Origin of the sequence: Nonomuraea glycinis, from assembly GCF_014646515.1 — a bacterium.
GTDB classification, from domain to species: Bacteria; Actinomycetota; Actinomycetes; order Streptosporangiales; family Streptosporangiaceae; genus Nonomuraea; species Nonomuraea glycinis.
In genome coordinates, this window is the sequence record NZ_BMNK01000023.1 from 136,768 (window position 1) to 155,698 (window position 18,931).

Below are 18,931 nucleotides of genomic sequence, written 5' to 3' on the forward strand. Positions count from 1 at the left end.
GGCCACGTCCTGAGTCGCGCTCACGACGGGGCCGACCGCTCAGCTGGTCAACGACCGCGCGTGCCGGATCCTGACGCGGACGTCGCTGCCGATCGGGGGAAGCTCGGTGGCGAGCACGTCGCCGAGATGCAGGCAGGTCAGCGCGCCGGCGCTGGTGTCGACGTCGACACGGGTGGCGCTGCCCAGCGCGACCGTCCGGCGCAGCGTTCCCCGTACGTCATCGGTCTGGTCCGAGGGGTCGAGGACGAGCTGGGTGTGCTCGGGCCGCGCCACGAGGGTGTGCGCCCGGCCGGTGAGGGCCGGCGGGAGGAGATTCGTGTACCCGAGCAGCCGGGCCGTGCCGGCGTCACTGGGGTGGTCCAGCACCTCGGCGGTGGAGCCGTGCTGGCGGATCCGCCCGTCGATCAGCAGCGCGGTGTCCTCGGCCAGGGCGAGAGCCTCCTGCCGGTCGTGGGTCACCAGAATCGTGGCGGTGGGCTGCCCGGTCAGCGCGGCGCGCAGGTCGGCGAGCAGGTCGGCGCGGGTGGTGCTGTCCAGCCCGCTGAACGGCTCGTCGAGCAGCAGCACCCGAGGTCCCGCCGCGAGCGCGCGGGTGATGCTCACCCGCTGAGCCTCGCCGATGGACAGACTGCGGGCGTCCCGGCCGACGAGAGACTCCAGACCGAGCGCCTCGATCCACGGCCATGCCTCGGTACGGGCCTCGCGACGGCTCATACCGCGAAAGCGCAGCCCGCTGATCACGTTGTCGGCCACCGTGCCCCGGCGCAGGATCGGCCGTTGCAGCACGGCCGCGAGCGCCTGGCGCATCAGCGGCCGCGTCGCGGGACGCCCGTCGAGCACGATCCGCCCGCTGACCCGGTGGCTGCTGAGCAGGCCCAGCGCGCGCAGCAGGGTGGACTTGCCGGCGCCGTTGGGGCCCAGCACGGCCAGCGTGCGTCCGGACGCGACGTGCAACTCCGGCACGCTGAGCAGCTCCCTGCCCCCGGCGTGCACCCGCAGGTCCCGGCACCCGATCCCGGCGCTCACCGCGGCACCGTCCGTCGCTGCTGGACCAGGGTCAGCGACAGGTTCACGCCGAACGCGATCAGCAGCAGGATCAGGCCGAACGCGATCGAGAGCGAGAACTGGCCCTGGCTGGTGGCCAGGACCGCGGCGGTGGTCAGCACCCGGGTCTGCCCCGCCAGGTTGCCCCCGACCATCTGCGCGGCCCCGACCTCGCTCACCACCGCGCCGAACGCGGCCATCGCCCCGGCCAGCAGCGGCAGCCTGGCCTCACCCAGCAACGCCGCGAACGCGCGCACCGGAGTCGCGCCCAGCGCCCGCATCTGCACCCGGAAGTCGGGATCCACCTGCTGCAGCGCCGCCGCGACCAGGGCGACCACGACCGGAGTGGCGATCGCGGACTGGGCGATGATCATCGCGGTCGGGGTGTAGAGCAGGCCGAGCCCGCCCAGCGGTCCACTGCGCCACAGCAGCACGGTGACGAACAGGCCGACCACCACCGGCGGCATGCCCATCCCCGTGTTGGCCGCCGCCAGCACGATCCGCCGGCCCGGGAAGCGCGCCAGCGCCACGAGCGCGCCCAGCGGCAGTCCGATCAGGATGGCGATCGCGGTCGCGGTCAACGAGACACGCAGGGTCAGCGCGATGATCGACCAGGTGTCCCGATCCCCGGAGAGCAGCAGTCCGATCGCGTCGACCAGCCCGTCGAACAGCACGTCCATCGCGTGACCTCACTGGCCCAGCTTCGACTCGTCCGCGCCGGCGTCCGGGGTGAACAGCGGCTGGCCGAACTTCGCCCGCCCGAACTCACCGATGAGCCGCTGGGCGGGCGGGGCGACGACCCAGTCGGCGAACGCCTTACCGCCGTCGGGCCGTACCCGATCTCCTGCCTTCTTGGTGATCTCGATGACGTGGTAGACGTTCAGCAGGCCCGCGTCGCCCTCGCTGAGCACCTCCAGCGCCAGGGTGTCGCGCTGGGTGAGGTAGGTGGCCCGGTCCGACAGGGTGTAGCCGGCCTTCTCACTGGCGACCCGCAGCGTCGCGCCCATGCCCTGGCCGGTGGACTGGTACCAGGATCCGCCGGGGGTCGCCCCGGCCTTGGACCACAGGCCCTGCTCCTTGGTGTGCGTGCCCGACTCGTCGCCCCGGGAGACGAACACCGCCTCCGCGGCTGCGATCTTCTTCATCGCCTCTGTGCTGCCCGTACCCCGGATCTCTGCCGGGTCGGCCTTCGGGCCGAGCAGCACGAAGTCGTTGTGCATCACCAGCCGGCGCGGGCCGGCGCTGCCCTCGGCCACGAACTTCTCCTCCGCCGCCGGGGAGTGCACCAGCAAGACGTCGGCCTCCCCGCGCCGGCCCATCTCGATGGCCTGCCCGCTGCCGACCGCCACGGTCTTGACCTGCCAGCCGCTGTCGCGGGTGAACACCGGCAGCAGCTCGTCGAGCAGCCCGCTGTCCTGGGTGCTGGTCGTGGTGGCCAGGATCAGCGACTTGTCCGCCGACCCGCCGGCGGAAGGGGTGGTCCCGCACCCGGCCAGCAGAAGTGTCACAACGCACGCGAGAACGACCCGAAGCCTTCTACCCATAGCTCTGACCCTATCTGTGCTACTTCAGGACAGTGCAAGGGTAGATTGTGCAAACGTGACCCGCTACCGGGAAATCTGCACGGACCTCGCTCAACGGATAGGCGCGGGGACGCTCCAGCCTGGCGACGAACTTCCGGGGGTACGCGACCTCGCCCAGCAGTGGCACACCACCGCCTCCACCGTCAGCCGGGCGCAGCGCCGACTGGCCGACGCCGGAGTGCTCGAACTGGCCGACCGCCGCCGGGCACGCGTAGCCGCCGGCGCCGCGCTCGCCGCCCGGCGGTTCCTGCACGAGGATTCCGTCCTCACCCTTGCCGGCAGCGACGACCCCGCCCTCGACCTCCTCGCCGACGCACTGCACGGAAAGCTGAGCATCGTCACGCGCGAAGGCAGCGTCGCCGGCCTCGGCGCGGTGCGCCAGGGCCACGCCGACGGCGCCGCGATCCACCTGCTGCACCACACCGGCGTCTACAACGCGCCTTTCGCGCTCGGCATGCTGCGCGGCCTGGAACCGCACCTGATCCACCTCTGGCGACGCGAGCAAGGGCTGATCGTGCTACCGGGCAACCCCTGCCACATCACCGGCATCGCCGACCTCGCGAAGCGACGGGTCTGCACGCGGCGCCCGGGCACCGGGACCCGAATCCTGCTGGACCGGCTGCTCCTGGACGCCGGTCACGACCCCGACAGCCTCCGGGGACCGCAGGTCGGCACCCACCTCGAGGTCGCCCTGGCCGTCGCCACCGGCACCGTCGACACCGGCCTCGGCGTCCGCGCCGCAGCTACCGACCTGGACCTGGAGTTCATCCCCCTGACGTGGGAGGACTTCGACATCGCACTGACCAGGAACGCCCTCGACCCGGCCGCTCACCTCATCGCCGCACTCCGCACCCGGGCCCTGCGGGACAGGATCTCCTCGTTGGGCGGCTACGACACCTCCAGGTCCGGCGAGGTCACGAAGCTATCCGGTAAGCGCTGAGAAGACATCCGGGCACCCTTACAATCCCCACCATCGCGTTACGAGACATCATTCGGAGCCACCAGCCCGTTGCGGCACCATCGATCAGCGTGGGCGGCTGAGGGCGGCCTCGGCCAGATCCGTCCACTTCCCGGCCGAGGAGTGGGGCACGACCACCCAGTCCTTCACCTCCCTGCCCTGCCCCGAGGGGTCGAACAGGGACGCCCCGGCCAGCTGGAGCGCGGCCGTGTGTTCGGGGGTGTCCCTGACCAGCCGGAACACCATCGCGCCGTCGCGCTGCAGGCTCGCGAACACCTTCCCCGCCTGATCCTTGAGCGCGGGACGCCCCATCATCCTGGAGACCCGTACACCCAGATCGGCCAGCTCGGCGCCGACCTGCTGGAAATCCTCTTCCGCGCTCATCGTCAGTCGGTCCAGACTTCATTGCGGCCTGGTCGGGTTCTTCCCGCGCGTGACGCGAGCCGCCTCGACCTCACCTTCCGGCAGAACGGCGATCAGGCTAGTCGTCCCACCGGTACCGATCAAGTGGCCTCACTACTGGCGCTCACCGCCACCGCCACCCCCGCCCTCGCCATACGCGGCGAGATCCCCCGAGGCTTCCTGCTCTACGAGCACAAGACCATCGGCGACCTGAAAGTAGGCAGGACGGGCCGGGTGGCGGCCAGGACGGTCGAGCTCAGCCGGCAGGAGACCACGGGGCTGAAGGAGCAGGTCATCCTGTACTCCACACCCGCCATGGCCCAGCGTGCCCTGCGGGAGTTCAAGGCAGCATGGAAGCGCTGCGGCCACCGCAAGGGGTTCGCCCAGACGCTGACCGAAGCGAGCGCGGGTGAGGAGAGCCGGCGGACCTTCACCACGCGGGACGGCGGGGTCGAGGACGACGAAGCGATCATCACGCGCACCGCAAACGCGGTGTACGTCTACCTCCGCCCGCCGACCAAGACGAGCGTCAAGCCACTCCTCAGGGACTCCAGGGCCATGACGGCCAAGATCTGCGACATCGCAGACTGCGTGGACCTCGTGGGAGCCCGCTGAGCAGGCCGCCGGCAGAAGGCGTGGGCCTCGGCCCGGCAAGAGCGGAAGACCTACGACGCATACGTGACCTTCCCACCGCGTACGCAGCGCGTACACCTTGACGCTCGAAGGTGGAGCCGCAGCAGCGAGCCCGCCCTCGGAAAGGCATACGAGCCCTCCGCCCCACACCGCTCCATCTGGCGCCCGGCCGGTCTCGCTCTCAGGAGTGAAGCCACGGCCACCGGGTGTCGGCGATACTGGCCGGATGCGTCGTGTACCTCCCACGGTGGTCGACGCGGTGCTCGCGATCGGGTGCTTCCTGAGCATCATGATCATGGCCGTGCTGAACCATCGCCTGGATGGGTGGGTTGCCGCCCTGGCCGCGGTGAACACCCTGCCGCTCCTGTGGCGGCGACGGTTCCCCCTGCTCGTGAGCACCATGACCGGGATCGGCACCGGCGCCCTCTTCCTCACCGACTCGATGGGCGGGATCCCCGCTGCGTCGCTGATCGCGACCTACGGCCTCGCCTCACTGTCCCCGCCCACGCGGATGCTGATCGGAGTGCTCTGCACCATCGCGGGGTTCGCCTCCGCGGCGGTGCTGCAGCATCACCAGCCGCTCAGCTACGGGTCCACGGCGGCGGCGTTCGTCGTCGCCTACGCCCTGGGCAGCAGCGCGCGGGCGCGCAGGGACCGCATCGCCGTCCTCGAAGAGCGCGCGCGGCGGCTCGCCGAGGAGCGGGAGGTCGCCGCCGTACGCGAACGGGAGCGGATCGCACGGGAGATGCACGACATCGTCGCCCATGCGATGAGCCTGGTGATCCTGCAGGCGGAGGGCGGGCCCGTGGCGCTGCGTACCGACCCGGCCAAGGCCGAGCGGATCTTCGACACGATATCGACGACCACCAGGGACGGCCTGTCCCAGCTCCGCAGGGTGCTCCTCGCGCTCAGGTCGGAGGAGGCCGAGCGCCACCCGAAGCCCGGCATCGAGTCCGTCCCCTCCCTGGTCGAGGGGGTACGGCAGGCTGGGCTCGACGCCACCTTCGAGGAGCGCGGCGAGCCCCGCCCCTGCCGCGCCGACCTCGCCGTCACGGTGTACAGGATGGTGCAGGAGGCACTGTCGAACACGATCAAGCACGCCGGAGCGACCCGGGTGCGAGTCCGCATCACGTGGCGCGACGATGCCCTCGACCTGGAGGTCCACGACGACGGGCGCGGTGTGAGCGCAGCGCCCGGGCAGGGCGGGCATGGGCTGATCGGCATGCGCGAGCGCGTGGCGGTGGCCGGCGGCCGGCTCGTCACCGGCTCAGACGGGACGGGCTTCCACGTTGCCGCCAGCCTGCCGCTCGGTGGCGGTCCCACAGACGCTGGCCCTCTCACAGAAGCTGGCCCTCCCACGGACTCGCGGGCCCCATAGACTGAGGCGTGCCGACGCAAAACACCATCCGGGTGCTCATAGCCGACGATCACGCCCTCGTCCGCGATGGCCTGGCCATGATGCTGGCGGAGCAACCCGACCTCCAGGTAGTGGGCGAGGCAGCCGACGGCGCCGAGGCGATCAGCGCGGCCCGCGAGCTCCAGCCGCACGTGGTGCTGATGGACGTACGGATGCCGAGGGTCGACGGCATCGCGGCGACTGCCGAAATCTGCCGTGACACCACCGCGAAGGTGCTGGTCCTGACCACCTTCGACCTCGACAAGCACGTCTACGACGCGCTGCGCGCGGGCGCGAGCGGCTTCCTGCTCAAGGACATGCGGCGGGCCGAGCTGGTAGAGGCGGTCAGGGTCGTCTCAGCGGGAGAGTCGCTGCTCGCTCCGACGGTGACCAGGCGGCTGATCGGCGACGTGGTGGGCCGCTCACGCCCCGCCGCACGCCGGGCCGACGACGGCAGGCTGGCCGCGCTCACCGCCAGGGAACTCGAGACGCTGCGCCAGGTCGCGCGAGGCCTGTCCAACGCGGAGATCGCCGCCGAGCTGTTCGTCACGGAGCACACCGTGAAGACGCACGTCAGCAGCGTGCTGGCCAAGTTGGGCCTGCGCGACCGGGTGCAGGTGGTGGTGCTCGCGTACGAGTCGGGGCTGGTCACGCCCCGCTCTCAAGAGTGAGGCGAGATCCCACTCCTACGAGTGATCCGCCGGCCCGTGCCGTACGACCAGCATGAGGACATGAAGCGAAAGTTGCTCGTAGCCGCCTCCGCGCTGGCGGTCCTGCTGGTCGGAGGGATGGGAGCGGGTGCCTGGTATGTCAGCGACATCGCCCTGGTGCCGAAGCACCCGGAAACGATCACCTACCCCGAGGTCGTCCTGGGCGTGACGGACAGGACCATCACCGTCACCGCGTCCGCCGCCACCACCCGCCCTGGCACGTGGTCGCTCAACTGGAGCAGCGGCTCCGCCTTGGTCGGCGACATCGTCAAGAGGCCGGCCGGCCGGGTGGAGCGCGTACGCGTCAGCGGTCAGACCCCGCCGACCGGGATCCGCGCGTCGATGTACATGACCTACAGCGGCGACCCGAAGACGGCGCTCGGCCTCGACTTCACCGAGATCATGGTGCCGACCGAGTTGGGCGACGCGCCCGCATGGTACGTGCCCGCGCGCCGCGACACCTGGGCGATAACCGTGCACGGCAGCAACGCCCACCGCAACTCCAGCCTGCACGCCATCGCCACCATGCACCGGGCCGGCCTGCCGGTGCTCGACATCACCTACCGCAACGACCTCGGCGCGCCCGCGTCCCCGGACGGACTCCTGCACCAGGGCGAGTCGGAGTGGCGTGACCTGGAGGCCGCGATACGCAAGGCGCAGTCCATGGGCGCCAGGCTCATCGTGCTCTACGGCAGCTCGATGGGCGGCGCGATCGTCGGCCAGCTGCTCACCCACTCTTCCCTGGCGGACGTGGTCTCGGCCGCCGTGCTGGAGAACCCGGAGATCAGCAGCCGGCGTACCGGCGAGTTCGCCGCTGCCCAGATGCGCATACCGTCGTTCATGGTGCCGATCATGGAGCAGGTCATCAACTGGCGCGGCGGCTTCGACATCGCCACGATCGACCTGCTCGGCCACCCGCCGCGGGTGAAGCCGCCCACACTGCTGCTCATGGGCGACGCCGATAAGGAGCACCCGGTGCAGACGGCGCGTGAGCTGGCCAAGGCGTCGAGCGCGATGAACTGGCCGATCCAGTACGAGGAGTTCCCCGGCGCCGGCCATTCCGAGATCTGGAGCACCGACCGCGAGCGCTACGACCGCACGCTGGCCACCTTCCTCACCCGCATATTGCACGGCCGACCTGGGCAGGAGTGAAGGCCATAAGCCGCGCGTCCGGCCAGAGCCCGGTGTAGGCGGTCGAGAGGACGATGCCGTCTCGCTCGCTTCGGAAGAGGCTGGAGCACATCGCAGAGTTCGGAACAGCTAAGACTGACCGCGTGACATTGCCTGCAGAGCTGCACGAACGTCTCACCGAGATCCGCGGAGACCTCCTTCGTGGATGGCTCGTCGGCTCCGTCACCGAAGCAGGGTGGCTGGCTTGCGAGTTGATCGAAGCCGGAGTCGACACACCCACCACACTTGATCTGGCCGGCTACGCCCTCTCCATAGGCCCTCTCTCAGAGATCGAGCCTCTGGTACGTCAGATGCTGTCCGAATGCGGAATGCCTCCGATCAACACGCATCAGGAGCCGTGGGCTGTTGCGCTCGACGTCGCGCAGGCCATCCAAGAAGGCACGCTGCCCATCTCGGCTGGGGCGGACCTCTTGATCACAGAGCTCATGTCGAAGTGCGACTATCCGCCCGAAATCACAGAGTTCATGGTCTTGATCGACGATTGGGAGACCGTACGAGCCACACCTCCGACCGACGACGAGATTCGACGCCAGGCCGAAAAGATCGCAACCGCAGCGCGGAGGCGCCTCGGGTGAAAAACGACAGCGAACGACTTCGACAGCTAGGACATGATCACAGGATGACCATCCGTACTTACGACTGACTCGTACGAGAAAACACTGCCAGAATTACCGAAAATAGTTCTTCTATCGAAGACTAGAGTGAGCTCTCCTTGATCCACAGGCCGCCCTCCCCCGCCAGCAAGCTGGATTGAAGTGACGCAAGGCTGTAAGGCCGCCCTGCGGGCCTACTCCACCATCTGACGTCGAACTATAGGCAGAGTTACCGCTATGCCCGATGGCCCTGACCACGTGCCGCTCGAGGACCTCTATGAGATCGATGAAAGCACACGTAAGTATGGCGCCTTCTGGCTTTCACTCCGCCCAGGTCGCCTCGCCGCTCGCCAAGCGCCCGTACGATCTCCGGCACGCGGCCGTCTCCCTCTGGCTCAACGCGGGCGTCTCAGCTCCGGACACCAGCCGGGGCCCTTCGCCGTTCCATGACTCGCTCGCACTGGCCGGGTTCGGACCTACGGCCCCGCGCCCCTCAGACCTCGGCAATCGAGCGATCAGTCGAATGGCTCACGGTTGGGGGATCGTCGGCCTTCGCCGGAGTTCGCTGACGATCCCGTCGGCTGCTGTACTTCTCGGCTGTACCGTGCGCCCCTTTCTTGGGTGGCCCGAAGCACGGGCCGATCCGGGGTTGGGTACTCAGCGCCTGGTCTCGTACCTGGTCAGGAGTACGCCGCCGGGGAACGTCCGGGTCTCCATCAGGGTCAGGTTCACCCAGTTGTCCAGGGCCGTGAAGAACGGCGTGCCGCTGCCTAGCAAGACCGGTGCGGTGACCAGCACGTACTCGTCGATCAGCCCGGCCCGTGCGGCCGCTGCGGCAAGTGTGGCGCCGCCGATGTCCATGGGTCCACCGTCCTCGGCCTTGAGCCGGGTGATCTCGGTGACCGCGTCGCCGGTGACCAGACGGGCGTTCCAGTCGACCGTGCCGATCGTCGAGGAGAACACCACCTTCGGCATGTCCCGCCAGCGACGGGCGTACTCGATCTCCGCCGGTGTGGCGCCAGGCTTCTGGTCGGCGGTCGGCCAGTCGGAGCTCATCGTCTCCCACAGTTTGCGCCCGTACAACGCCAAGCCCGTCGCGCCCACCCGGTCGGACCACCACTGGAACATATCGTCACTCGGCACGCTCCAGCCAAGGTCCTCGCCGGGCGCGGCGATGTAACCGTCCAGGCTCAGGTTCATGGCGAAGGTCAGTTTCCGCATGGCGTCAGCCTCCTGTAAGTCGGTACTCGGCGTACAGACCAGCACGGCGCGGAAGAATCATCGGTCAGGCCACACCGATTTATGCCGAAGTACCGGAGCAGGTGGGACAGGGCGCGCGGACGAGCGCCGTCGCAGCGTGAGCGCAGGTCGTGACGAGGTTATCGGCGAAGTCGTGTCACTAGGACTTTCCGCTGTTCGTCCCCAGCTTCGTCGCCGGTGAGAGCTGCTACATGATCGGCAAGCTTGGTGGCGCAAAGGCGGAGGCTGCGTTCCTCCGGCTGCTTGAATCCGGCTGGTTCCGGCTCGTCGACCTCACGGAGTATGTTCCAGCTGTTCACACACAGCTAATGCGTTGCCGGCAGAGGCATGCAGCCCGTTTCCACATTGGGGCCGCTTGATTCGATCAGCACTCGCTCGGGGCGTACATCTCCAGTGAGGCACACTCCGTCTTGTACTCTAAGGCCGAAGACTACTCCAGGTGGTGGCGTGGATTGCGTCCACCATGCCGGTATGTCGAATGCGCGGGCTCCTATCGAATCCGCTGAGAAGCCCAGTGCCTCAAGGGCGGACCTTACTGAGTCTGGATCGAAATTCTGAGCGGTCCGCAGCTTATGCAGCGCTGGCCGTATCCGCTCAGCGGCGGCGTCGGCGATTCGCTGTCGGGAAGGCGTTAAGTCCGGGGGATACTTCCACGCATTGTTCTCGGCGTGATGCGGTGCCGCGTCGCCGCCGACGCGTGTCGATTCGTCATAGGGGGTAGCGCGGCTGGGACTGAGCGATGACGAACTGGACTTGGTGACGGATGAGCCCGCGTCCGGCCGTACTTCCGCTCCGCAGGCCGTCAATAGGGAGACCGCGACAGCGCACATCAGGATCTGCGCCGAGACCCTGTCCAGGTTAGCCATGAGAGGATTCTGCCAAGACGCGGTGACGAAAAGCGTTCGCGGCCCGAGCGCGCGCGAGAACGGCCCCGGGTGATCTCCGGGACCGGTTCGCGTTTCCAGGACACACGACGCGCGAAATGCCTGGTCCCATCTGCGGAAACAGCTTCAAAATCATTGCGCGTATATTGCACGTCGAGCCGCTGGAGGAACGCTCGGGACGCGAACATAGAGCCTGCGGATGCGAACTGAAGCTCTGAGACGGGTCATCGGTGGCTTCCTGGAGCTCAGCACGAGCGCAGCGATCAGCCGCGCGGTCAAGGCCCGCAGACGTTTGGCAGCGGCAGGTAGGAGCTGAAGTGGTCGGCCACGATGTCCGCCACGGCCTCCGCATCGTCGAGCCCGTCAACCTCAAGGACCCGGATGCCCAGGCGACCAGCCGAGCGGGCGGCCTCGTCGGCGACGAGGCGGTCTCGGGCGAGTCGGTTGCGCTGTGCTCGATCAGGGTCGCTGACCGCGGGAGTGACGGCGGCGGCCCGGGGCAGTTCGCGGAGCTGACGCTCACGGAATTCCTCACTCGGCACCATCACGATCATTCGCCGGGGTGAGTCGATGATGGGGGCGACCAGTTCGGGACGCAGTCCCCAGCCTTCGGCGACGATGGGCCGCCCCGATACCAGGCCGCGCAGGTCGTCCAGAGCCCACTCGAACCGCGTGGGGAAACCGGCCAGGGTCTCCTCGGCCATCTCTTGAGGGCTGGTGTTCACCCAGACGCCGTCCGGGTCGGGGTCCGCGGTGGGCTCGCCACGTCTCACCCGGCGTGCGATCCGCCGGTCATGGTGCGCACGCGCGTCGTGATAGTCGTAGTGGTACGCGGTCAGCCCGTACCGGATGGCCAGCAGCCTGGCGACGGTGGATTTGCCGGCCCATTGGCCACCCCCGATCCACAGGGCGCTGCGCAAAGTGCCGAACGGATCCCAGACCTCACTATCTGTAGCGTTCACCGTTACAGGCTGGCAGCGTACAGACCAAAGAAACAGTCTTGTTCTGCCTGCCCGGCCGGGAGATGCTCGTAGAGAGGGGAAGCGGCGCACGCCTGGCTGAGGCGCCCTTTGTGACGCCTGGCCGTGGTCATGGCCAGGCGCAGTCCAGGCATTCGTCATCACCCGACTGTCACGCGCCAGGAGCCCGGTATGCCACCTCCATCTGCACGGCATCGTCGATCTCCTCTGGCGTCAGCAGGACAGTCGTCTTCGTGCGTACGGCCCCGGACGCCGATATTGTGAGACCCAAAGCGGCCGAAGCCGCATTGCTCGGCAGATCGACGATCACATACGTGTCCGTCTCGCCGAACGCGAAATACATCTGCTCGACCCGGCCGCCGACGCTTTCCGTTACGCGCTCGACCGCTTGCCGACGTCCGGTGCCGCCATCTTGCACCACTCCTTTGAGGCCATCTGCGGTGTAGGTCGCCTGAATCAGGTACTTGGGCATGGTCGAGTCCCTCTTCTCGTGCCGCCACCCTGCGCTGGGGCGGCCATTGTGGTCACGAGGTCGAAGTTCTCGACTTAAGGTGACGGTAATCCCACCCGCGGTACTGGTTTCACCCTGTCGCATGACCATCTGCCACACGAAGGGTCCCGGAAGCTCCCTCGGCTGTACCGTGCGCCTTTTCCTTGGGTGGCCCGAAGCGCGGGCCTATCCGGGGTTGGGTACTCAGCGCCTGGTCTCGTACCTGGTCAGGAGTACGCCGCCGGGGAACGTCCGGGTCTCCATCAGGGTCAGGTTCACCCAGTTGTCCAGGGCCGTGAAGAACGGCGTGCCGCTGCCCAGCAAGACCGGTGCGGTGACCAGCACGTACTCGTCGATCAGCCCGGCCCGTGCGGCCGCCGCGGCAAGTGTGGCGCCGCCGATGTCCATGGGTCCACCGTCCTCGGCCTTGAGCCGGGTGATCTCGGTGACCGCGTCGCCGGTGACCAGACGGGCGTTCCAGTCGACCGTGCCGGTCGTCGAGGAGAACACCACCTTCGGCATGTCCCGCCAGCGGCGGGCGTACTCGATCTCCGCCGGTGTGGCGCCAGGCTTCTGGTCGGCGGTCGGCCAGTCGGAGCTCATCGTCTCCCACAGTCTGCGCCCGTACAACGCCAGGCCGGTCGCGCCCACCCGGTCGGACCACCACTGGAACATATCGTCACTCGGCACGCTCCAGCCAAGGTCGTCGCCGGGTGCCGCGATGTAACCGTCCAGGCTCAGGTTCATGGCGAAGGTCAGTTTCCGCATGGCGTCAGCCTCCTGTAAGTCGGTACTCGGCGTACAGACCAGCACGGCGCGGAAAAATCATCGGTCAGGCCACACCGACCAGGGCGCGCGGGCCGCTACGCTCCCGTGGCCCCATCGATGCGCTCCCGGATCAGGTCGGCGTGCCCGGTGTGCTGGGCGTACTCCTCCAGGAGGTGGATGTAGACCCAGCGGAGGCTGACCTTGCCGGTCGGAGCCCCGGGGTCGTCGGCCAGCTCGTCGAGGTCGATGCCCGCAACCGCGGCGTCGCACGCAGCCGTCTCCGCGAGGAAGGCGGCGTAGTCCGCCTCGGCGTCGGCGTCGGCCACCAGGTCGAAATCGCCGTCTTCGTACTCCTCGGTGATGTGCAGCTCGGGCAGGTCCTCGTGCAGGAACTTCTCCCGGAACCAGAAGCGCTCGACTTCCGTCATGTGCCGCAGGAGGCCGAGCAGCGTCAGGTTGGACGGCTCCACGGAGGCGGTCTGCAGCTGCTCGGCGGTGAGGCCGGCGCATTTGCGCAGCAGGAACACCCGGCGAAGCTTCAACCAGTCATCAAGCATCTCGCGTTCGCCACAGGCCATGTCCCTCCGAGGTTCCCGCTCCACGTCGGGTGCTGTCCACGTCATGTCACCATCATCACGACCTGTGCAACCGATTTTGCGGGTACGCGCACATCTCGCCCGCCGCCGACCAGGCGGCAGCACGATGGAACCCGGTCATGCATCATGGCGATCGCGGTGGGACGGCGTTCAGAGGTTCAGTCGAGGACGTCGTACTCGGCCGACGGGTGAGCCAGCTCAGGGTGGTCCACAGGGTAGCGATTGTTGTGGATCCTCAGCATCGCCCAATGCCACGCCTCGTCATGGAAAATCAGCCCACGCAAGGGCGTGCCACTCGCCTCGTACGGATACCGCTCAAGGGCGGCTTCCTCGGCTTCGGCCGAAGTGAGGCCTCCGTAGCGCTGCATCACCCACGCAAAGCGTCGGCGCTCGTCCCTCAAGTGCGCGACATACTCCTCTTCGCCCCAAACCGCCTCATTTTCGCTCCGGGCCATGCCTGCACTGTAGGACGGATCGTCAGTCAGGACTTGCCGGCAAGCATCTCCTCACCGCTGGGACGAATGCCCTCACCGCCGACCGTGATCTTTGGGCCCCGCTCCAGTCACTTCGGCAGATCGGCGGAGAGGAAGGGAGCAAGGAGCGCGAACAGTGTGTCGGGGCGGTCGAGGGGGATGATGTGGCCGCAGTCCTGGAGATGGTGTCCGACCAGGTCATCGGCGATGGGACGGACTTGGCGTTCGAGCCCGGTGCCGACGGGGTGAGAGCCGACGGCCATGGTGGGCATGGTCAACCGAGCCGTCGCGACGGCGTCCTGGATCTGCTGCGCGCTGGTGGGCAGGGCTCGGTAATAGGAGAACGCGCAGCGCAGGGCCTCGCTGCCGGTGTACGCGTGGACGAAAGCCGCACGGATGTCGTCGGGTACTCCTCGCCCGAGCGTCCCCGAGTCGAGGAACCAGTCGATGTACGAGGCCTCGTTGCCGGCCAGGACGGTCTCGGCGAGGCCGGGGACGGCGTGGAAGCCGAACCACCGCGGGGCGCCGCCCGCGACGACGTGTTCTGCTCCGGGCAGGCGGCCGAGCAGGGCCTCCATCACGACCAGGCGCCGGACGAGGCCGGGTCGGCGCAGCGCGAGCAGGACGGCGGGGGCGGTGCCCGCGTCGATGCCGACCACCGCTGCCGAGGGCTCGCCGAGTGCGTCGAGCAGCCCTTCGGCGTCGGCGGCGAGGGTGCCCGCGTCGTAACCCCCGACGGCACGTTCACTGGCACCGAAGCCTCGCAGGTCCGGGGCGATGACCCGGTACTGCCCGGCCAATCGGTCCATGATGCCGCTCCAGAGTTGCCAGGTGTGCGGGAAGCCGTGCAGCAGGAGAACCGCAGGTCCGTCCCCGGCGATTGCGACGTTGAGTTGGACGCCGTTCGTCGCGATGCGGCGCAGTTGGTGTGCGGTGGTGACGGGCATGACGACTCCCCTGAGGTTACGATTGGTGACCACAAAACGATAGGTAACTGGCCGACCGCTGCCTAGACGGCACTTTCAGGGAAGGTGGTGAGCCACAGGTGACCACCCGAGGAGCCCGGGCCGCCGGTCGCGGAGCACGCGGCGATCTGTTCGACCCCCAGTGCCCGACGCGGCAGTTGCTGGACCGCCTCGGTACGAAGTGGACGTCCATGGCCGTCAAGACGCTCGCCGATGCCGCACCGGACGAGGTGCGCTTCGCGGAGCTGAGACGCCGGATGCCCGGCGTCTCGCAGAAGATGCTGTCCGTAACGCTGCGAAGCCTGATCCGCGACGGGCTGGTGTCGCGCCGGGTCGAACCGACCGTGCCGCCGCGGGTCTTCTACCGACTCACCGGACTCGGGCTGTCCCTGGAAGCGGCGCTCGCGGGGCTGCGGACCTGGGCGGAGGAGCACATGGCCGAGATCGACCGCGCCAACGAAGCCGCCGACCAGGAGGCCGACGAGGGATAGGCAGACCGGTTCCGCGCTCAGTCGCGCACCGATCTGACCTCGGTCAAGCGCGCAACCCAAGCAAATCGACTCCCCGACCAGCGGAAACGCCGTCAAGATCATTGCACGCACATGGGTGGGCCACCAACATACGGTCGCTCTCGATGGCATCTGGCTGCGTACCCCAGGTGCAAGGTTCGAACTTGCGTAGGCTGAGCCGACGGTTCACAGAATGACCGGCGTGACGCCTGGCCATCATCCTGGAGTTGGAGCGCCTCCGCCGGAGGCATGGGTTTCCTCGGCGCTAAGAGCTTCACGGCCTCGTATGCGATCATCGTGGTTATGCCAACGATCAGAAAGGGCCATGCCGCGTAGACGCCCTTCGAAGGTCCGTACACGGGGATCGGCCTGTGGGACCCACAGAGCTGTGAGCCATCACGTGCCCGGGCTTGGCCATCGTCCCATGGCCGCGGTGATCACCCTCGAACACACCCGCATGTGGCCAGGCGCGGTGGCGGCGGCCCTGACGGCTTGGCAAGAGGCGGCCCTGACGGGGACCGCTGACCGCGTCTTCTTCAAGTGCGAGTGCCGTGAGTGCACCGGTGATGCGCCCCGCCGGCGACTGCAACGCGCGCTCATCGGCTTACCACCGTGGGCCAGACCGCATCTGTATGCCTTGGTCCTGCCCGTCGACCTGTATTACCTCCGCCGAACCTCGCCCATGCCGCCTACGTCGCCCGATTCGAATTGGACGTGGTGGCAACAACGTAGTCAGCGTGAGGATCGGAGCGCATAGAGACGGAACATGGCTGGCGCGCCCAGACGGCGCGGCGACCCCGGCCGGAGTATGCAGTCGGTACGGCGAGGTCGGAGCACGGTGGCCGGCCCGGTGTCCCGCCACCATCCGGGACCGGCCCCCAGACCGCACGCCCGGACGGCGGGCGGGTGGAAGGCCGGGGGAGCGGCGGAGGGCCGAGCCATCTAGTAGAGCTTGACCTGCGGAGATTCCTCTTGCACGGCTTGCCGACCTGTCATGGCGACGCTACGGCGCCCCGGCAAAGGGGTTCCGCCCGAAGTCATCTCTCGATGCCGGTGATCAGGCGTATTCCCGTCGTATTCCACGCTGCTGCCGACGCGTGTAACGATCACTCCGGTGAACCTCAGCCCGGGAATCGCTCGTGTCAGCAGGGATTCGAGCATGGCGGAGCCTTGTTGGAGGCTGTGTTCCACCCCGCTGGCATCAGGCGCTCCGGAGGGCTGATCTCCGTCCGAGAGAAGGAACAATGAACGTGCTCAAAACGGTCACCGTCGGCGTCGCTGTCGCAGTGGCGAGCGTCATTCTCGCGCAACCGGCCTTGGCGGCGAGTTTTCAACGGGACGTCGGAGACGGGATCGTCCGTTACGCCGACCCCGCCAACGAGCTGTGCGTCCGGGCGGATGACACCACAGGAACAGCCTGGGTAGAGGTCACCCTGACCCGCCCGGGCGTGATCGGAAAGCCCATCGTCATCAGAGACGACAACATCCGGCACCCCGGCGCCACCTGCGCGGTGCTCACCGCCTTCGAAGACGTCACCTACCAGGCCGATTACGAGAGCTACTGGAGCGGGCGAGACACCGTCCTGCGCGGGACGTTCACCTTCGAGACCTGACCCTTAGGCAGGACCCCCGCACCATCGATCGCCGCTCTCGCCGCGATCCGCCACCTCGCACATCTCCCCCGCCGCCACGCCGAAGCGCTGAAGCGCGCGCCCCAAGGCCAGCCGAACCAACCGAGGCATCTCTTGCTGGAGGACTGTTGAAGACACGCATCCTGGGCGCCGTGATGGCAACCGCAGCGTCGAGCGGGCTGCCGGTGGCAAGCCCGGCGCAGGCGAAAGACGGAGTCTCCTCCGCCCGCGTGAACCCCGTGCGCGGCCACGGTGGCGGGTCCGTCCGGGCGACCGTCGACTTCGTCAGCCGGACAAAGGTCCTGTTTCGGAACTTCACGGTGCGCGACCTCTGTCCCGGCGACAACCTCCCGGTGCGAGCCCGGGTTTGGTGAAAACACACCGACGGAACTGAAGGGCACAGCGCCTGGAAGTGGGACCGCAACGGCTGCGGCGATCACGGCACCAACTTCGGAAACATCACCCGCACCGGCTCCAAGTCCATATCGAAGGTCTACCTGCAGGTGGCCGCCAACTTCCGACCAGGCCAGTGGGTTTACGACATCAGCCCGATCCGAGACAACCAGTACACCTGAGCCGCTGACGTCGGGCTTTCAGCTGGTCGGCGTACCAGGACTTGATGACGTTGCCGATGATGGCAAGGCGTTCGTCGAAGGGGATGAGGGCGGACTTCCTCGCGTTGATGGCGAATCCGCAGAAGTCGGGCAGGCCGTAGCCGAAGGCGTCGGCGAGCAGGGCGAGTTCGCGAGTCATCGAGATGCCGCTCATCAGGCGATTGCAGGTATTCAAAGGCGTCCAGGTGCCGGGTGGGCGAGTAGCCCGCCTCGGCGCCGACGATAAGCAGCCGTAGAACGCCGTGGTCACCCGGACACCACACAACAAGACAGGCCGTCACCGCGTTACCGCTGGTGACGAGCCTCTCTTCGTTGGTGTGGCAGGTGCAAGGTTCGAACTTGCGCAGGCTGAGCCGACGATTTACGGCGGATCAATGATTCAGGCGGGCAACGTCCTCTGAGCTGCGCGTACGGCCTTCGCTTCGGGGCCGACCTCGAAGATCGTCCCGCGCATATCCCGGATCTTGGTCTGTGCGGTCCCGCACGCTCCTCCCCCGGACCTGATCATCCTGGAGCCCCGAGATCCCGCCGGAGGCGATGAGGTTATGTTGTCGTGGGACACAAAGCGGATGGACAGCGTGAGAGCCGCTGGGGCAGGCTGACGGCAGTGACCGGAAGGGGATTCATGTCCTACTCGTTCAACTTGCTGTACTTGCTCGCGACCATTCTGGTGCCCGCTGTGGTCTTGTTCTTTGTTATCTACTTCGCGGTGCGCTTGGCCCTGAGGCATGACCGCCGGAGCAGAGCCAATGAGGCATCTGGAGCGGCGTCGCCGGGATGGCCAGAAGGACCGCCCAGGGGAACGGCGTAGCGGCGGCGTGGCGCTCGGGTCGGCGGGTTCGTTCGGGTTAACGGCGGGGTGCGGTGCGGTGTACGGCCCGGGCCGCCGCCGGCCGGGACCGGCCCCCAGGCCGCATGCGCGGGCTTCCACCTCAGCCACCTAGGGCCCTCCCCCCAGGCGGCGATCATCCCGGAGCCAGAGCTCCCCCACCGGAGGCGCTCCTTTGGGTACAACCGTTTGAGGGACGGTCAGGTGAGGATCCTCGTCCCCTTTATGAGGGTTGACGAGTTCAAGGTCTGCGTACGCTCAGGAGCGTACGTCAGCCTCATCGAGCAACGCCGACAGGCGTGGGTAACGGCGGCGCATCTCCTCGACGTCGCTGAAGTCCCATATCTCCCCGGGCCTCGGTGAGGTGCCACGGTGATTCCGGACAGCCGTCTTATGGGCGTAGCCTATGCGGCTGCTTGGGA

At 67.9% G+C, this 18,931-nt stretch carries 21 protein-coding genes; 9 read left to right on the forward strand and 12 right to left on the reverse strand.

All coding sequences use genetic code 11. From position 1 onward, the window contains the following. Window positions 1-39: 39 nt before the first annotated feature. From IEY87_RS41790 to IEY87_RS41800, 3 genes are read right to left on the reverse strand one after another with little or no spacing between them, the layout of a single operon-like run. The gene (locus tag IEY87_RS41790) at window positions 40-1,026 is read right to left on the reverse strand and encodes an ABC transporter ATP-binding protein (protein WP_189144419.1); all 987 of its coding nucleotides are present in this window, start codon (window positions 1,024-1,026) and stop codon (window positions 40-42) included. After that, window positions 1,023-1,724, reverse strand: coding sequence for an ABC transporter permease (locus tag IEY87_RS41795; protein ID WP_189144420.1), 702 nt, complete (start codon window positions 1,722-1,724; stop codon window positions 1,023-1,025). Before IEY87_RS41795 ends, IEY87_RS41790 begins: the two co-directional genes overlap by 4 nt. 9 nt (window positions 1,725-1,733) lie before the next feature. After that, window positions 1,734-2,552, reverse strand: a complete 819-nt coding sequence (locus IEY87_RS41800) for an ABC transporter substrate-binding protein (protein ID WP_225278154.1) — start codon at window positions 2,550-2,552, stop codon at window positions 1,734-1,736. Window positions 2,553-2,643: 91 nt separating this feature from the next. Between IEY87_RS41800 and IEY87_RS41805 the strand changes: the two genes are divergently transcribed. Then, window positions 2,644-3,567, forward strand: coding sequence for a GntR family transcriptional regulator (locus IEY87_RS41805; protein WP_189144422.1), 924 nt, complete (start codon window positions 2,644-2,646; stop codon window positions 3,565-3,567). An 84-nt stretch (window positions 3,568-3,651) separates the two neighbouring features. Here IEY87_RS41805 and IEY87_RS41810 read toward each other — a convergent pair whose 3' ends face one another. Next, window positions 3,652-3,969 (reverse strand): hypothetical protein, encoded by a 318-nt coding sequence (locus IEY87_RS41810; RefSeq protein WP_189144423.1) that lies wholly within the window; start codon window positions 3,967-3,969, stop codon window positions 3,652-3,654. A 123-nt stretch (window positions 3,970-4,092) separates the two neighbouring features. Between IEY87_RS41810 and IEY87_RS41815 the strand changes: the two genes are divergently transcribed. The 5 genes from IEY87_RS41815 (at window position 4,093) to IEY87_RS41835 (ending at window position 8,492) form a co-directional block, all read left to right on the forward strand. Then, window positions 4,093-4,602 carry a sensor domain-containing protein gene (locus IEY87_RS41815; protein ID WP_189144424.1) on the forward strand — a complete coding sequence of 170 codons (510 nt, stop codon included), beginning with the start codon at window positions 4,093-4,095 and terminating at the stop codon, window positions 4,600-4,602. A 244-nt stretch (window positions 4,603-4,846) separates the two neighbouring features. Beyond that, window positions 4,847-5,998, forward strand: a complete 1,152-nt coding sequence (locus IEY87_RS41820; RefSeq protein ID WP_189144425.1) for a sensor histidine kinase — start codon at window positions 4,847-4,849, stop codon at window positions 5,996-5,998. Window positions 5,999-6,006: 8 nt separating this feature from the next. Beyond that, window positions 6,007-6,687: a response regulator gene (locus IEY87_RS41825; RefSeq protein ID WP_225278153.1), complete on the forward strand. Its 681-nt coding sequence runs from the start codon at window positions 6,007-6,009 to the stop codon at window positions 6,685-6,687. 60 nt (window positions 6,688-6,747) lie between these two features. Then, window positions 6,748-7,878, forward strand: coding sequence for an alpha/beta hydrolase family protein (locus IEY87_RS41830; protein ID WP_189144426.1), 1,131 nt, complete (start codon window positions 6,748-6,750; stop codon window positions 7,876-7,878). A 122-nt stretch (window positions 7,879-8,000) separates the two neighbouring features. Beyond that, window positions 8,001-8,492: a hypothetical protein gene (locus IEY87_RS41835; RefSeq protein WP_189144427.1), complete on the forward strand. Its 492-nt coding sequence runs from the start codon at window positions 8,001-8,003 to the stop codon at window positions 8,490-8,492. Window positions 8,493-9,167: 675 nt separating this feature from the next. Here the strand turns inward: IEY87_RS41835 and IEY87_RS41840 are convergent. The 7 genes from IEY87_RS41840 to IEY87_RS41870 form a co-directional block, all read right to left on the reverse strand. Beyond that, window positions 9,168-9,731 (reverse strand): dihydrofolate reductase family protein, encoded by a 564-nt coding sequence (locus IEY87_RS41840; protein WP_189144428.1) that lies wholly within the window; start codon window positions 9,729-9,731, stop codon window positions 9,168-9,170. A gap of 1,198 nt (window positions 9,732-10,929) precedes the next feature. After that, complete coding sequence (locus tag IEY87_RS41845) at window positions 10,930-11,616, reverse strand: hypothetical protein (protein WP_189144429.1); 687 nt, start codon at window positions 11,614-11,616, stop codon at window positions 10,930-10,932. A 169-nt stretch (window positions 11,617-11,785) separates the two neighbouring features. Beyond that, the gene (locus IEY87_RS41850) at window positions 11,786-12,106 is read right to left on the reverse strand and encodes a GYD domain-containing protein (RefSeq protein ID WP_189144430.1); all 321 of its coding nucleotides are present in this window, start codon (window positions 12,104-12,106) and stop codon (window positions 11,786-11,788) included. 222 nt (window positions 12,107-12,328) lie between these two features. After that, window positions 12,329-12,892 carry a dihydrofolate reductase family protein gene (locus IEY87_RS41855; protein WP_189144431.1) on the reverse strand — a complete coding sequence of 188 codons (564 nt, stop codon included), beginning with the start codon at window positions 12,890-12,892 and terminating at the stop codon, window positions 12,329-12,331. Between the two features lie 95 nt (window positions 12,893-12,987). After that, on the reverse strand, window positions 12,988-13,515 hold the full coding sequence (locus tag IEY87_RS41860) for a DinB family protein (protein ID WP_189144432.1): 528 nt from the start codon (window positions 13,513-13,515) through the stop codon (window positions 12,988-12,990). Window positions 13,516-13,646: 131 nt separating this feature from the next. Further along, the gene (locus tag IEY87_RS41865) at window positions 13,647-13,943 is read right to left on the reverse strand and encodes a hypothetical protein (RefSeq protein WP_189144433.1); all 297 of its coding nucleotides are present in this window, start codon (window positions 13,941-13,943) and stop codon (window positions 13,647-13,649) included. Between the two features lie 107 nt (window positions 13,944-14,050). After that, on the reverse strand, window positions 14,051-14,908 hold the full coding sequence (locus IEY87_RS41870; protein ID WP_189144434.1) for an alpha/beta hydrolase: 858 nt from the start codon (window positions 14,906-14,908) through the stop codon (window positions 14,051-14,053). A gap of 98 nt (window positions 14,909-15,006) precedes the next feature. On the opposite strand from IEY87_RS41870, the gene IEY87_RS41875 reads away from it, so the two are divergent. The 3 genes from IEY87_RS41875 (at window position 15,007) to IEY87_RS41885 (ending at window position 17,440) form a co-directional block, all read left to right on the forward strand. Next, the gene (locus IEY87_RS41875) at window positions 15,007-15,417 is read left to right on the forward strand and encodes a winged helix-turn-helix transcriptional regulator (protein ID WP_189144435.1); all 411 of its coding nucleotides are present in this window, start codon (window positions 15,007-15,009) and stop codon (window positions 15,415-15,417) included. 1,262 nt (window positions 15,418-16,679) lie between these two features. Beyond that, window positions 16,680-17,048, forward strand: coding sequence for a hypothetical protein (locus IEY87_RS41880; protein ID WP_189144436.1), 369 nt, complete (start codon window positions 16,680-16,682; stop codon window positions 17,046-17,048). A 146-nt stretch (window positions 17,049-17,194) separates the two neighbouring features. Continuing rightward, a complete protein-coding gene (locus IEY87_RS41885) occupies window positions 17,195-17,440 on the forward strand; it encodes a hypothetical protein (protein WP_189144437.1) in 246 nt (81 codons plus the stop codon). Window positions 17,441-17,609: 169 nt separating this feature from the next. Here the strand turns inward: IEY87_RS41885 and IEY87_RS41890 are convergent, their stop codons facing one another. Continuing rightward, window positions 17,610-17,930, reverse strand: a complete 321-nt coding sequence (locus tag IEY87_RS41890) for a hypothetical protein (RefSeq protein ID WP_225278152.1) — start codon at window positions 17,928-17,930, stop codon at window positions 17,610-17,612. Window positions 17,931-18,931: the final 1,001 nt, after the last annotated feature.

Bases quoted from the DNA above. Each gene is read 5' to 3' on its own strand.
- IEY87_RS41855 (WP_189144431.1), bottom strand. From the start codon at position 12,892: ATGCGGAAACTGACCTTCGCCATGAACCTGAGCCTGGACGGTTACATC.
- IEY87_RS41865 (WP_189144433.1), bottom strand. From the start codon at position 13,943: ATGGCCCGGAGCGAAAATGAGGCGGTTTGGGGCGAAGAGGAGTATGTC.
- IEY87_RS41860 (WP_189144432.1), bottom strand. From the start codon at position 13,515: ATGACGTGGACAGCACCCGACGTGGAGCGGGAACCTCGGAGGGACATG.
- IEY87_RS41870 (WP_189144434.1), bottom strand. From the start codon at position 14,908: ATGCCCGTCACCACCGCACACCAACTGCGCCGCATCGCGACGAACGGC.
- IEY87_RS41820 (WP_189144425.1), top strand. From the start codon at position 4,847: ATGCGTCGTGTACCTCCCACGGTGGTCGACGCGGTGCTCGCGATCGGG.
- IEY87_RS41880 (WP_189144436.1), top strand. From the start codon at position 16,680: ATGAACGTGCTCAAAACGGTCACCGTCGGCGTCGCTGTCGCAGTGGCG.
- IEY87_RS41795 (WP_189144420.1), bottom strand. From the start codon at position 1,724: ATGGACGTGCTGTTCGACGGGCTGGTCGACGCGATCGGACTGCTGCTC.
- IEY87_RS41830 (WP_189144426.1), top strand. From the start codon at position 6,748: ATGAAGCGAAAGTTGCTCGTAGCCGCCTCCGCGCTGGCGGTCCTGCTG.
- IEY87_RS41840 (WP_189144428.1), bottom strand. From the start codon at position 9,731: ATGCGGAAACTGACCTTCGCCATGAACCTGAGCCTGGACGGTTACATC.
- IEY87_RS41850 (WP_189144430.1), bottom strand. From the start codon at position 12,106: ATGCCCAAGTACCTGATTCAGGCGACCTACACCGCAGATGGCCTCAAA.
- IEY87_RS41810 (WP_189144423.1), bottom strand. From the start codon at position 3,969: ATGAGCGCGGAAGAGGATTTCCAGCAGGTCGGCGCCGAGCTGGCCGAT.